Source organism: Brevibacillus sp. FSL K6-6036, assembly GCF_037964015.1.
Taxonomy (GTDB): domain Bacteria; phylum Bacillota; class Bacilli; order Brevibacillales; family Brevibacillaceae; genus Brevibacillus; species Brevibacillus borstelensis.
In genome coordinates this window covers 329,787-342,791 of the sequence record NZ_CP150173.1, presented here as the reverse complement: position 1 = coordinate 342,791, position 13,005 = coordinate 329,787, and the positions used below count along the sequence as shown (strand labels likewise).

The 13,005-nt window shown below is 47.6% G+C and carries 12 protein-coding genes and 1 pseudogene; 6 read left to right on the top strand and 7 right to left on the bottom strand.

The features are described from left to right. Positions 1-184: 184 nt before the first annotated feature. The 4 genes from NST37_RS01975 to NST37_RS01960 all read right to left on the bottom strand — a co-directional run bounded on the left by NST37_RS01975 (position 185) and on the right by NST37_RS01960 (position 4,765). Positions 185-2,155 (bottom strand): FtsX-like permease family protein, encoded by a 1,971-nt coding sequence (locus NST37_RS01975; protein ID WP_327955957.1) that lies wholly within the window; start codon positions 2,153-2,155, stop codon positions 185-187. A gap of 95 nt (positions 2,156-2,250) precedes the next feature. Further along, positions 2,251-3,009, bottom strand: a complete 759-nt coding sequence (locus NST37_RS01970; protein ID WP_003393064.1) for an ABC transporter ATP-binding protein — start codon at positions 3,007-3,009, stop codon at positions 2,251-2,253. Positions 3,010-3,105: 96 nt separating this feature from the next. Continuing rightward, a complete protein-coding gene (locus NST37_RS01965; RefSeq protein WP_003393062.1) occupies positions 3,106-4,113 on the bottom strand; it encodes an ATP-binding protein in 1,008 nt (335 codons plus the stop codon). Beyond that, positions 4,088-4,765 (bottom strand): response regulator transcription factor, encoded by a 678-nt coding sequence (locus tag NST37_RS01960; RefSeq protein WP_339186148.1) that lies wholly within the window; start codon positions 4,763-4,765, stop codon positions 4,088-4,090. Before NST37_RS01960 ends, NST37_RS01965 begins: the two co-directional genes overlap by 26 nt. Before the next feature lie 237 nt (positions 4,766-5,002). On the opposite strand from NST37_RS01960, the gene NST37_RS01955 reads away from it, so the two are divergent. Further along, entirely contained in the window at positions 5,003-5,722 is a 720-nt protein-coding gene (locus NST37_RS01955) for a glycosyltransferase family A protein (protein WP_003393058.1), read from the top strand. 154 nt (positions 5,723-5,876) lie between these two features. On the opposite strand, the gene NST37_RS01950 is transcribed toward NST37_RS01955, so the two are convergent. Beyond that, a complete protein-coding gene (locus tag NST37_RS01950) occupies positions 5,877-6,281 on the bottom strand; it encodes an ASCH domain-containing protein (protein ID WP_152562264.1) in 405 nt (134 codons plus the stop codon). Between the two features lie 418 nt (positions 6,282-6,699). Between NST37_RS01950 and NST37_RS01945 the strand changes: the two genes are divergently transcribed. After that, positions 6,700-7,950, top strand: coding sequence for an MFS transporter (locus NST37_RS01945; protein ID WP_003393054.1), 1,251 nt, complete (start codon positions 6,700-6,702; stop codon positions 7,948-7,950). Between the two features lie 44 nt (positions 7,951-7,994). Here NST37_RS01945 and NST37_RS01940 read toward each other — a convergent pair whose 3' ends face one another. Further along, complete coding sequence (locus tag NST37_RS01940; RefSeq protein ID WP_122958184.1) at positions 7,995-8,885, bottom strand: LysR family transcriptional regulator; 891 nt, start codon at positions 8,883-8,885, stop codon at positions 7,995-7,997. A 146-nt stretch (positions 8,886-9,031) separates the two neighbouring features. On the opposite strand from NST37_RS01940, the gene NST37_RS01935 reads away from it, so the two are divergent. After that, positions 9,032-10,246 (top strand): MFS transporter, encoded by a 1,215-nt coding sequence (locus tag NST37_RS01935; RefSeq protein WP_003393051.1) that lies wholly within the window; start codon positions 9,032-9,034, stop codon positions 10,244-10,246. Positions 10,247-10,365: 119 nt separating this feature from the next. Beyond that, positions 10,366-10,452: pseudogene (locus tag NST37_RS01930) on the top strand (short-chain dehydrogenase); the annotation flags it as partial. A 169-nt stretch (positions 10,453-10,621) separates the two neighbouring features. Here the strand turns inward: NST37_RS01930 and NST37_RS01925 are convergent. After that, the gene (locus NST37_RS01925; protein WP_039071582.1) at positions 10,622-11,215 is read right to left on the bottom strand and encodes a TetR/AcrR family transcriptional regulator; all 594 of its coding nucleotides are present in this window, start codon (positions 11,213-11,215) and stop codon (positions 10,622-10,624) included. Positions 11,216-11,400: 185 nt separating this feature from the next. Between NST37_RS01925 and NST37_RS01920 the strand changes: the two genes are divergently transcribed. Beyond that, the gene (locus tag NST37_RS01920) at positions 11,401-12,030 is read left to right on the top strand and encodes a DUF2306 domain-containing protein (RefSeq protein ID WP_339186146.1); all 630 of its coding nucleotides are present in this window, start codon (positions 11,401-11,403) and stop codon (positions 12,028-12,030) included. Positions 12,031-12,146: 116 nt separating this feature from the next. Beyond that, the gene (locus tag NST37_RS01915; protein ID WP_339186144.1) at positions 12,147-12,983 is read left to right on the top strand and encodes a DUF92 domain-containing protein; all 837 of its coding nucleotides are present in this window, start codon (positions 12,147-12,149) and stop codon (positions 12,981-12,983) included. Positions 12,984-13,005: the final 22 nt, after the last annotated feature.

The window sequence follows — 13,005 nt, the reverse complement described above, 5'->3', positions numbered from 1 at the left end:
CATTCTCGTTTCCACTTGTCTATAGGAAAAAGGCAGTCCCATACCAAATCATGGTGATGTAAGGAACCCCTCTTGGCTATTTGGGAACAGGAAGAGTGCAGATAAGCAAGAGACTCTTTCAACTTTCATTCACGCTGGAAAGTTGAAAGAGCCTTCTTCAGGCAGCCAGAACGGCAGAATTTGACTAGTCGTTTAGACTGGAAAGATACTTTCTCTTTAACCCGAAGTAAAAAAGAACCTGCAAGAAAAGGTACACGGCCACCACATACAACGCCTGCAGCATCGTATAATGGATTTTTGAGTAGTTGGTATTCACCAATGCGATATAGTACAAAGCCATAGCAACACCAAAGATGGCTGGTACCGAAAAGATCAATTTTAACTGTTTCGTCAGATTTTGCGTCATCTCGCGGTTGGTGATCCCGATTTTTCTCAGTATCGTGATTCTCTGCGTTTCTTCCGCAATATCTGTAACAATTTTATAGAACAGCACAATACTTGAGGAGATCAGGAGCAACGCTCCCAAAAACGCCATGGAGAAGTAAAAGACACCATTTATTTGTACATCTATTTCTACTTTCTCGGCCTTGGAGAAAGGGCGATATGCTTCCAGCAAGGTCCTTTCGTTTTTCGGTCCACCCAAAAAGGTTTTGTCCTTCCAGATGGACTCATCAGCGTGATTCGCTTCCCGCAAAGTGCGGAGCATCTCAGCAAATATCTTGTTTTTATCACCGCTGGCGAGGTTGATCAAATGATACTTGGAAGTATCGGGATAGCCGCTCTTTCTGCGGATCATTTCATAGTCTGCATCATCGACTACATAGATGTGATACGTTGAATACGCATTGGTATACTCTAAATTTGCAAACTGAGCCATATCACTTTGAATCCGATCTTTCGAGACGGTAAATACATCGGCAGGGTCGACCTGACGAAAGAAGTCTGAAGAGCTCATTGTTATATTCGCCTCATCGAATGATGTGCCTGGGCTTTGCACGCTTTTTTTATTCATCAAAAACATGACATCTTCAGCAGGTTTCGTTTGAATCTCTCCGCCATCAAGAAATACATCCAGCATGTAGCCTTGTTTTACGTCCTTGTTTGCAGCCATATGCTTGTTGTAATTCCTTTCGCTAACAAGGACACCGTTGAAATACGTACGCTCACCCGTTTTCACTTTGCCATCCTTCATTTTGTAAATCGGTAAGGAAAGATACTCCAAGACCGCATATTTCTCGAGCTTTCCGCCGCTATCTTCAATGACTTCCCGCATCTCATCTGGCGAAACATGATTGTATATACCATCTTCAACGAACATGAAGTCATACGGCCTCTCCAAATCATTGAATGTAACGGTATTTTTATGGATCGTGTAACCGACTCCGATCAGAAAAACACCCAGTGACACCATGAGGGAAACCACGTAAAGAATCGTCCGGTAGGATAAAAAACGGTGTGCAAGATTAGACAGAACCAGCAAGTTGTTATTGTACACCCTCGGAAATTTACGAATGAACAATTGGCATGTGCTGATCAATGTACCGAAAATGAAGAATGGACTAGCTAATACCACCATCGCACAAAGCGCAAGCATCGCCTTGCTACCATCAAAGATTTCATCCGTGTAAATTTTCGGCAATAGGTACAAGGCTAGTCCAAATAACAGGATAGATACCAAGCCGACGAAGGGATTGGCAGTGGCTACTTCTTTTTTCGAGCTGGATTGAATGACTTCAATGATGGACAGTTTGGTCAAATATCTCTCTGTAAAAAATGTGCTGATGATATAAATCGGCAAAAAGACACCGATCGTCAGCAAAAAAGAATCAAAGCCGATGCTGTATTCGATAGTTTTCAGCAATTTGCCCAGAATCAGGTAAAACATCCTCGAAAAAAGCAATCCTGCCGTAATTCCGGTTAGCAATGAGATGGAGATAATGATGATATTTTCTCGTCGCGTCATCTTTTTGAGGTCTCTGGCAGTCATCCCCAATGTCAAATAGACGCCAAATTCTTTTCCTCGGAATTTTACAAAATACGTTTGCGTGTAGGAGATAAAAACGATACAGAACAGCACGATCGCCACAAACGAAAAATTGAACACACTTTTCGTGTTGTCCGGGATGCTGTCGTTAAAAAACAAGGTTCCATACATAAATAGAACAGCGACAATAAAACTGTTTACGAGATAAAAGGAGATATAACGGGCGAGGTTGTACTTCAAATTTTTATATACTATCGCGGAAAACGTCATTGGAGCTCTCCCCCAATCATGCTTTCAGCTTCCAGGATGCGGTCAAAAAATTCCTTTCTGTCGCCATTCGATGCGATTTCCATCTTGATCGCTCCATCTTTGATAAAAATGATTCTTTTGCAAAAAGACGCAGCAAAGGGGTCATGACTGACCATGAAAACCGTGCTGTTTCTTTCTTCATTGATCTTTTTCAGCGTATTCATAATATTTTTGGAGGATTTTGAATCGAGATTGCCCGTCGGTTCATCGGCGAATACGATGGCGGGGTCATTGATCAACGCTCTGGCCACAGCTGCTCTTTGCTTTTGTCCACCCGATATATGATAAGGATATTTATTTTGGATATGCTCGATTTCGAAAAATGCTGCAAGCTCCTGAACTTTTCCGTTAATTGTTGCCGGGTCGATCTTGTCCAGTATCAAGGGAAGGGAGATGTTTTCCGAGATCGTCAGGCTGTCCAGCAAGTTAAAGTCCTGAAATACGTAGCCTACACTGTGCCTCCGAAAAAGCGCCATTTCCTCCTTCGACAGGTTTGTGATGTTTTTGTCCTCGATAAAGATTTCTCCCGACGTGCATTGATCGATACCAGACAGCAAATTCAGCAAAGTGGTTTTGCCGCTACCGCTCGGCCCCATAATGCCAACAAAATCGCCTCTCCTCACACTGAGGTTTATTCCATGCAAAGCCGTAACTTCTTTGGCTCCTTTAAACGAGTTGTACACTTTTGACAGGTCATTTACTTTTAATACTTCCATCAGAAAGAAAACCTCCAATACGCAACGTTTGTTCTGTTCTAAGCAGAAGTTTATAGGAGGAATGGATAACAAAATATCGATTTTGCTCTCAAAGTCTTACAGTTTTGAAAGAAAACCGATGTCGACCGTCGTTCCTTTATTCTTTTGTGATTGAATGTGAATGTGATGTCCCAATCGATCCGAAATAAGCTTGACCATATAAAGCCCGATTCCTGTGGCATTTCTGTCCCGTCTCCCGCCATCTCCCGTAAAAAATGGATCAAATACGCGATGGAGATCCTTTTCGTCAATCCCAATCCCCTCATCAATAATCGATAGAATCACCTTGTCCCGTTCTTTTCTTGCGCGAATCATGATTGATTCGCTCCGCTCTGCTATGGAATACTTGATGGCGTTTGACAGGACTTGCTCAAGCATATACTGTGCCCATTTTTTATCGGTCAAGATTTCAAATTCTTCCGGTATATCCACAATCGGTTCGATTCCTTTATACCTGATTTCTCTTCTTCTTTCGTTCAAGGCTTGATAGACGAGTTGCTTCAACGGCATGCGCTGAGCGATAAAATCCCTGGAAAACTCTTCGATTCTAAGCAAGTTCAGAGCTTCCTCCAGGTTCTTTTTCAATCCTTCATTCTCTTCCTTGATGTCTTCCAAATACTCATCATTTTCTCTTTCCGCAAGTCCGATTTCACAAGCCAGGTGGATGACGGAAACCGATGTTTTCATGTTGTGGATCCATTGTGAAAACAAGGCATTTTTATTGTTCTGTTTGACTTTGTTATCATAAAGCCTTGCGTTATAGTGACGATGGAGTTTGGAGAGCGTCTGAAAAACAAGCTTGTCTTTGTGATTCGAGACATGCTTGGCGTAGTCCGGACTCTTCCCTCCGTCCTCGATCTCGCTTACAAATTGATGATATTTGTATACTTCGTAGCCTACATAAAGAATGAGCAGAGTACTGCTCAACAGGATCGGATATACATACTCCGCGCTATCCAGCAAAAGCATATAAAATAAAATGATCAAGAACGTATTCATCGTGTACACGAAGATCGTCACTTTCTTGTCCTGGATCACTTCAATCAGTAACGGAATGAAAGACATATCCCAACCCCCTTTTCGTCGTGATGACATCCTCAAGCCCCAATTCCCTCAGCTTTCCCTTTATTCTGGACATATTGACATTGAGCGTATTTTCCGCCACGAAGGTGTTATAATCGGTCAGCACATCAAACAGATCATCTCTGCTCACCAGTTTCCCTCTGTTTTGCATCAATAATTTGATGATTTTATACTCATTCTTCGAAAGCTCTACGGTTTGATTTTCATACTGCAGCTTTAAACTGTCCTCCAGCAGCACCAGCTTCCCCTCTTCGATCCTGACCCCATCCGAGTATTGCATGGACCTCCGCAAGGCCACGTTAATTTTGGCCATAAGAATCCCGACACCAAACGGTTTGGTGATATAGTCATCCGCCCCTAGCTCCATTCCTCTGATTTGTTCTCCTTCTTCATTCCTGGCGGATAATATGATGATCGGTACGGCGTGGGTTTTCCTGATTTGTTTCAAGTAATAAAAACCATCAAACGTCGGCAAATTGATATCCAGAATGATCAGATGAGGTTCTACCCGGTCAACTGTTTCCACGACCCGCTCAAAATCCCCGACAATGAAAACTTCATAATCGTATGCGGTCAAATACTGCTTGATATATTTGATCAGCTTCACATCGTCTTCTATTAAAAGTATTTTCATCGCTTGCCTCCCGAATCAGGATTGTTGGATGCATCGCTTTTTGCTTTGCATGCCGTGGCCTGCATACATTATATCCCTTCCTTTTTTCAGGGCGAAACCGGGAGAGTCTCTTCAGCTAAGACCAGGGGCATTTGTGTGCGGATATCACCGAGAGGTATCCGACTACAGCAAAACCTGGAAAACTCCAATACCATGTAATATTTACAGCTTTGCTTGGTAAAGGAGAGTGAGGACTTCTTGGCAAAACGAAAGAAGATCATCGTCCGGATTGCCTTTAACTCCAAAAAGCTAAAGTACAACCGCAAGAAGAGATTTACGACGAAATGGATTAAAAGCCGGATGAAAATATTTATGCGGTATACGCGGAGAAGTTTGCAAAGACAGACCAATCAAGGCTTTGTCGCTCTCGTGGAGTATGAGGACCGCTCCCGAAGGAAAATAAAAAAAGAGCTGCGCAAGTACAGCAAGCTCCCTAAAAATATCAAATTCATCCCCAAAAGCAAGTACCAGAAAAGTATCAGGAAGCGCCTCAAGGGCTATCATTATTTGTATTTGGTGCGGTTGGATTCAGACGATTTGTACCGCCGAAGCTATATCCAGCAGCTCAAGAATCACCGCAGAAGAAAGGGAACGTCCGCGGTGATCAACCAATTTGGCTACATGTATGACTCGAAAAAGAAGCGAATTGCGCCGATGTATGCAAAGTCGCCGGCATTCTATACGTTAATCTATAAAGTAAAAGATTATTTGAAAGGAAAACGGTATCGGCTTGCCGGGGGACATCCCGCCGTCATCCGCCTGCGCCATGACAAATTGCGTTTGCGCAACTATGTGCACGTCATCCACTCGGGCAATACGACAAGCAAATTTCGCTCAAAGCGGAACAAGGTCATCAACAAAAGACGTATTGTAAAAAATCGGCGCCAGGTAAAAAGGATCCTCTCGTCTTTTATGTAAAAAGGACCTTCTCATCGTGTTATCTTACAAGAAAAAAAGGTGCCGATTTGGCATCCTTTTTTATTCTTGAATCGAAAGCGATATGCCAAGAGGCTTAGTCTGGTTGGTGTTGAAACACAGGCCCTCCATCTTTTTCGTCGGCTTCACCATCTCGTTATTCATGGATTAACTCAAATAATTCGACAATCAAAACCGTATCATCTGTTAACGTAATCCCGATATCTTTCCAAGCAAGCCGATGGTCCTCCTGGAATTGAGCGACATCGTCTCCGTTTCCTTCTCCTTGGACAAGCCGCATATCTGGGTTTCCAAACGTCGTTTCAAAAACCTCCTTCAGTCTCACATTGCATCTGGGATTGCCATGCTTGTCATAGACGGTGACAATTTTTCCGACCGGCTCGTATGTTTGCTGCAATTCTTCTGCGGAATATTCTTCTTTGGGTGCACAAGTAGCCGTTTTCTCCCCCCTGAGGATTTGCTGAATCAATCTCTCGCCCAAGCCATTATCCTCTTCCCAGCCAAATATCATTTTGTGATTATGTACTGTAATTTCTGACATAGACTCTCCTCCAAAAGCTCACTTATCCATTCATCATAACATTTTGGCGAGTTGGCTTCATAGCTTGCCTGCCCTGTTATTCCCGTCAGCCTTTCCTTTGCCTGCCCATTTGGCATTGCCGCAAGTACTCGTTTTACCAGTTTTCGAATCGCTTATGGCCGCGGCGCAGGCATCAAAAAAGACGCTTCCGTGAGGAGCGTCTTTTAGCATTCCGAACATGTGTTCTTTTTTTGAAACATCCAAACTAACCAGACGTATATTCGACCTTCATATTAGTAGTATAAACCATTCTGAATTATAAGTCTATATTTACTTGAAAAAATGCTTTAAAGTTTGTATACCCGGCCGGAAAACTTGTGGTGTGTATCTGTTTGTAAACAGGAACATGCCTGCTTTGACAATAATGAGGAGGATATGGATGAAAATACGTTCATGGAATAACAATTTGAAAACCCGGTTAATCGGGGAAGCACTGTTTAACATGCTGTTTTGGATGTACTTTCCGTTTATCACTGTATATTTTGGTGCGGCATTGGGCAATCACATCGCTGGCATTTTGATGACGGTCCCTCCGATCTTCAGCCTGATCGGGAGTCTGCTCGGAGGAGCTTTGGCCGACCGGTGGGGAAGGCGTCCTGTCATGCTGCTGGGCGCTTTTCTTCAGACGGTGATGTTTGCCTTGTTTGCCGTGTCTTGGTCCCATTGGATCGATTATATCGCATTCATCGGTCTTGGTCTGGGAGGAGCCATTTACAGGCCGGCAAGCTCCGCTATGGTTGCCGATCTGGTTCCCGCACAATCCCGCCGCCAAGTATTCGCAACGTTTGCGACGGCCAACAACATAGGAGCGGTTCTCGGACCTGCACTTGGAGCCGTTTTCTTCTTTCATTACCGGCAAGAGCTGCTGTGGACCTGCGCACTGGTCTTGCTGCTGTATTTCATTGCCATGTATGCAATCGTCCATGAAACATTGCCGCGGTCGGCGAAAAACCCGGAAGCGCCGGCTTCGATTTCCCGCGCTTTCAAGGAACAATGGAAAGGCTACGGCGTTATTCTTCGCGACAAAGTGTTTCTGGTGTATACGTTGGCAGGCATCTTTGCGCTGATCCCGATCATGCAGCTGGATCTGTATTTGTCAGTATACGTGATCAATGAAGTCCCTGCCCAGCCACTGTTCCCGTGGAATGGCGATACCCTTTTGCTTTCCGGTACGGAGATATATGGATGGCTGCTGGGATTTAACGGTCTTTTGTTTGTCCTCTTCATCCTGCCTGTCACGAAGTGGTTCAACCATTGGCAGGAGCGCAATGTCTTTATTCTGTCGACGCTGTTGGCCGGCGGGGGCACATTCCTCGTCGGGATCAGCACGAATATATGGTTCCTGTTTTTCGTTACGGTTATCTTCACCTTTGGCGAGATCGTGCGCTCACCCGTGACACAGAGCTTTATCAGCCGCTATGCCCCGGAGCACGCCAGGGGGCAATACATGGGTGCTGACAGCTTGCAGGCCACGATCGGGAAATTTTTGGCCCCGGTCACCGTCTTCCTGTCCGGGTGGATGCCGCCTATGGGAATATTCAGCCTCATTTTGGCGCTCGCCTTGATCAGCACCGCGCTATACATTCAGTTATTCAGAATGTATGTGGAGAAGCCTGAAGCGGCGGGCTGATGGAAGCTTCAGCCCAATGCCGTACTAAGATCGATACCGTACCGTCAAATCGATTCCATCCTGCCAAAATAGTTGATCACAAACTGCTTGAATCGCAAGGCGGCAGGCGACAAGTACCGATCCTCAACATACGCGATCCCGATCACGCGTCTGCACTTTGGCTGCCGGATCGGGATATACACGATTTTGCTCTTGTCCAACCCTACGTCGGGGAGAAGCGAGAGGCCCAGACCAGCGGCGACCAGCCCTGCAACGGTAGACACTTCTTCTCCTTCGAACGTAACTTTCGGATTCATTCCCAATTGCCGGAACAAACCATCGGTAGTTTCACGCAGCGCGTACCCCTTTTTCAAAAAGATAAAGGGTTCGTCCGCTATTTCTTCCATCGAAATGCTCTGGGCATGAGCCAACCGATGATTCGTGGGCAGGATCACAAAAATCTCCTCGCTCCAGAGAGGCTTCCATTGGATCGGCACTTTTGTTTCGGTTGGCTCTGCTACAAGACAAAGGTCGAGCTTGGCGGCGTTCATCTGCTCTAACAGCGAGTAGCTGTGATTTTGGGTCAGCTGAAAACGGATCGCCGGGGAATGGACACGGAAGGCGCCAAGCAAGTCAGGGATCAGGCTGGTGCCGAGCGTATGCAAGAACCCTAACGCGACTTCTCCATGCTCCGGATTCACCATATCGTGCAGCTCCCGCTTCCCAACGTCAAATTCCATCAAAATGCGATTCACCCGCTTCAAAAAGAGCTGGCCATATCGATTCAGCACAATGGTACGCCCTTGTCGGTTGAATAACGGTACCCCAAGCTCCTCCTCCAGTCGGGCAATGGAACGGCTGAGGGCTGGCTGGGAAATGGACAGGTACTCGGCCGCACGCGTCACATGCTGCAAGTGAGCCAAGGTTTGAAAGTATTCGAGCTGTTGCCACTCCATGTTTGAATCCTCCTTTCTGTAAACATCGTGTGCTGATTTATCTATTACCCGTGTGCATGAAAAACATAATTACAATGAATTATACATCATGAGTTGCCGGTGATAGTATAAAAATGCGTACGGAAGAAGGTAAGGAGGTTCTTGTCATGGGTTACATTCAACAAGGCACCGCTGCTTTTCGCAAATCGAACCTGGCCTTTTTTGCAGCCGGATTCAACACGTTTGCGATTCTTTACAGCACGCAGCCATTAATGCCGGAATTCACCAAGGAATTTCACATCTCCCCTGCAATGGCCAGCCTGTCCCTTTCTTTGACCACCATATCTCTGGCGGTTAGTATGCTGTTGTTTGGCTCGATATCGGAAGTATGGGGACGCAAGCGAATCATGATGATCTCCATGCTATCCGCCTCCGTCTTGTCCATTTTGACTGCCTTCAGTACAACGTATGAAAGCCTGCTGGTCTTCCGGGTGATTCAGGGATTCGCTTTAGGCGGACTCCCCTCCATCGCAATGGCCTATTTGGGAGAGGAGATGGAACCAGCCAGTCTCGGTGTGGCGATGGGCCTGTACATCAGTGGAAACTCGCTGGGAGCCGTAGCAGGCAGAATCATTGCCGGAATGATGACAGACATGTTCAACTGGCACGCAGCGCTGGGAACCATTAGCGTCATCAGCATTGTGGCCAGCCTGATATTTTTTGCGAGTTTGCCCAAGTCCCAAAACTTTCACCCGCGTTCTCCTGAAATTGGCAAGCTGCTTGCGTCTCTGGTTGATCACTTGAAAAATCCGGCATTGCTTTCGCTCTATGTCATCGGGTTTCTCATCCTTGGCAGCAACATTGCCTTGTTTAACTACATCGGGTATGTCCTGACCGCGCCACCCTACTCATTGAGCCAGACGGTGATCGGCTGGATTTTTATCGTCTATCTCGTAGGCATGTTCAGTTCCGTCTGGATGGCAAAAATGGCAAGCAAATACGGTAGACAGAAGGCGCTTTTGCTCTCTTTGCTGATTACCTTGGCCGGAGTCATTCTGACATTGGATTCCCATGTGTGGCTCAAAATATTGGGCTTGCCGATCGTGTCTTTCGGATTTTTCGGCAGCCACTCCATCGCCAGCAGTTGGGTGGGATACCGCGCTCATCACGATAAGGCGCAAGCTTCTTCGCTCTACCTTTTCTTTTACTATATAGGCTCCAGTATCGGAGGGACGACAGCCGGCGTGTTTTGGTCTTCCCAAGGATGGGGCGGAGTCGTCGGTATGATCGCGGGATTTTTGCTGATCGCACTTGTACTTACGTTGCTTCAAGCAAAATGGGTTACGGCCGTGCAACATAAGAAAACCATTTCCTTTAAATGAAGCCATGCGTTGAAAAAATCCTCATCTGGCGAATGAGGATTTTTTTGTGTTTGAAAGAGTTAGCTGCCTCTCTAGGTTGTCTCATGCCGATACGCCTGCCGAATAGGAGAGCAACATTTGCGGATGTCGCAGCTTTCCTGGCCTCTCCGGAAAGCCGGTGGATTACTGGACAGTGCATCGATGCTAGCAGGGGATCGCATTTGTGATTGATCTCTTTCTTGCCAAGCGGGCTGCCGATCGTTTTCTCGGCAGCCCCCAAACGGTAACGTCCCGTTTTCACTTTGTGATTTTCTTTCGCCAAGATATTTGTAGGGCAGTTGAGATTCAACCGTCTGTCTTGGCTCCATTTTTCGTCACAAGCTTGTTGTTCAACGGCTATGCAATCAAGTAGCTCTTGAGTAGCCTTTCCGTATACTTCATATTGCGTTCGATCGGGGCATTGCTGCCCGTCAAACGGCTCGCCATGATGGCCCCTTCCATGGAATCGATCAAAAAAGCGGCCATTTCGGCAGCATCCATATCCGGACGGAACTCCTTGTTGCGTATGCCTTGCTCAATGATCGATTGAACGAACTTGACCATGCCCGCGTAAGCTCCTGCGGCCTTCTGACGGAGTTCGGGGAACGTTCCGTCGCTTTCTACCGCCGTATTCAGCAGCGGACATCCGCCGGGTATGGGGGGGTTGTGGACGGCATCCTGGTAAACCGCCGAGATTTTCAGCAATTTATCGAGCGTACTCGTCCCCTCTCCCACAGCTTGTGTAAAAAACTGCTGCATGATTTGCCCCGCTCTCTCAAAGGCAGCCAGCACAATCAGTTCCTTGGTTTCAAACCGCCGGTAAATGGCTCCCTTCGGCAAACCGGTTGCTTGCATGATTTCTTGTATCGACGTTTGAGCAATGCCTTTCGTATTAAACAAAAGCATGGCGGCATTAACGATCTTTTCCTTTATCTCATCTGATTTCTTCATATGATTCATCCCCCTGGCAGGCAGTCCTATTCATTAGAACCTTCCGCGACTTCTTCATATTGTCACGAATTACGAGAAGCTGTCTATTTTAAATTAGCAGAAGACACCGTATAATGAAACCGTTCAGACCGGACGGTCCGGTCTGATCTATTATACATAAAAACAGCAAAGGATGGTTTGCCAGTGTGAAAAATCGAACGAAAGAAAAGAATGGCGTTGTTATTCTGCTGTCAGTCGTCGCGTTGATGTGGATCATGCATACGGTAACCAAAAATTTCGTGTCTGATCCCGAATTCATCAAGCTTCTTGCAACCAGGGATTCCTTTACCGCCGACCGGGCATTGTGGTTGTTCCTGCTGAGGGCGCATATTGTGCTTGCGATTGTCTCTTTGATTACGGGGCCTGTCGGCATGCTGCGAAACATACGTACCCGGTCAATCGCCTGGCATCGATGGAATGGGCGAATCTACGTCGTTTCTATCTTGCTGAACTTCATTCCCGGGCTTTACGTTTCGTGGTTTGCGGCGGGAGGCTTGACAGTTGCCGGTTTCCTCCTCTTGAATTTGCTCTGGCTCGGGACCACTTGGCTCGGATATCTCCATATTCGCCGCAAGCAAATTGCCGAGCATTCCAAGTGGATCACACGCAGCTTTTTTCTTACTTACGCGAATCTGGCCATTCATCTCCTGCTCCCGCTCGGCCAGCACGCAATCGGGCTTACGTACGCCTCTGCGTATGCGTTCGCCGTATGGGGGAGCATGCTGCTCAATCTGGGATTGGCAGAGATTTTCATCCGCAAAAAATGGATAACCTAGGAGGCGTCATAAAGGAGAAGTCAAACGTCCAGCGGTATCTACGTTTCATTCCCTTCTCATTTTCGAAAGCCCGCTGAGCTAATGTATAATAGTGTAAGCAAAGGGGGCGGAGAGCGGTGGAGTGGTTAATAGGTCTGGCCTGCAGCGCCGGGATTGCTGGAGCGGCTTATGCAAAACGGTCGCTGTCCGGTTCCGGCTTTTTCGCGGCGGTGATGCTGGGCACGGTGATGTACGCGCTCGGCAGCGCGGTCTGGTTCGGCTCCCTTATCGCTTTTTTTGTTTCGTCGACGTTATGGTCCAAGTGGAAAAAGCATGCAAAGGCAGAGGCAGAGAGCGGTTACGAGAAAACCGGGAGGCGCGATGCGGGCCAGGTGCTGGCGAATGGAGGAGTGGGGCTGCTGTTATGCGCGGCAAACTGGGCGTATCCGCATCCGCTTTGGTGGTACGCCTTCCTCGGCGTAATGGCGGCGGTCACAGCCGATACGTGGGCGACAGAAATCGGCGGCTTGAGCAGGACGCCTCCAATATCGATCAAGACGGGTCGGCGCGTTCCGCCCGGCACGTCCGGAGGCGTCTCAGGCCTCGGTATGGTCGCTTCGCTGGCTGGCGGCCTATTTATTGGCGTTGCAGCGTGGATGCTGCTTGTGGTGGTGCCCGGCCAATCCGCACCGGATACGACCTCGGCGGCTCTTAGACCGGCGGCCTGGATCGGAATAGCCGGTCTGGCGGGCATCATTGGATCGCTGGCCGATTCGTGGATCGGTGCGACATGGCAGCAAATGTACCGTTGCCCCGCTTGCGGCCGGGAGATCGAGCAGGTCCGCCACTGCGGCAGGCCAGCCGAGCGGATCCGCGGCCGCTCCGGCTGGAGCAACGATACCGTCAATGTCGCCGGATCGCTTGCTGGCGGCGTAGCAGCCGCCTCGCTGGCTCTGGCACTCGGCTTGGCCTGATGGGAAAAGCCGGAAGGGCTTT

Coding starts and splice junctions, on each gene's coding strand:
- NST37_RS01935 (WP_003393051.1), top strand. CDS start 9,032: ATGGGTTACATTCAACAAGGCACCGCTGCTTTTCGCAAATCGAACCTG.
- NST37_RS01945 (WP_003393054.1), top strand. CDS start 6,700: ATGAAAATACGTTCATGGAATAACAATTTGAAAACCCGGTTAATCGGG.
- NST37_RS01950 (WP_152562264.1), bottom strand. CDS start 6,281: ATGTCAGAAATTACAGTACATAATCACAAAATGATATTTGGCTGGGAA.
- NST37_RS01970 (WP_003393064.1), bottom strand. CDS start 3,009: ATGGAAGTATTAAAAGTAAATGACCTGTCAAAAGTGTACAACTCGTTT.
- NST37_RS01965 (WP_003393062.1), bottom strand. CDS start 4,113: ATGTCTTTCATTCCGTTACTGATTGAAGTGATCCAGGACAAGAAAGTG.
- NST37_RS01960 (WP_339186148.1), bottom strand. CDS start 4,765: ATGAAAATACTTTTAATAGAAGACGATGTGAAGCTGATCAAATATATC.
- NST37_RS01975 (WP_327955957.1), bottom strand. CDS start 2,155: ATGTATGGAACCTTGTTTTTTAACGACAGCATCCCGGACAACACGAAA.
- NST37_RS01940 (WP_122958184.1), bottom strand. CDS start 8,885: ATGGAGTGGCAACAGCTCGAATACTTTCAAACCTTGGCTCACTTGCAG.
- NST37_RS01925 (WP_039071582.1), bottom strand. CDS start 11,215: ATGAAGAAATCAGATGAGATAAAGGAAAAGATCGTTAATGCCGCCATG.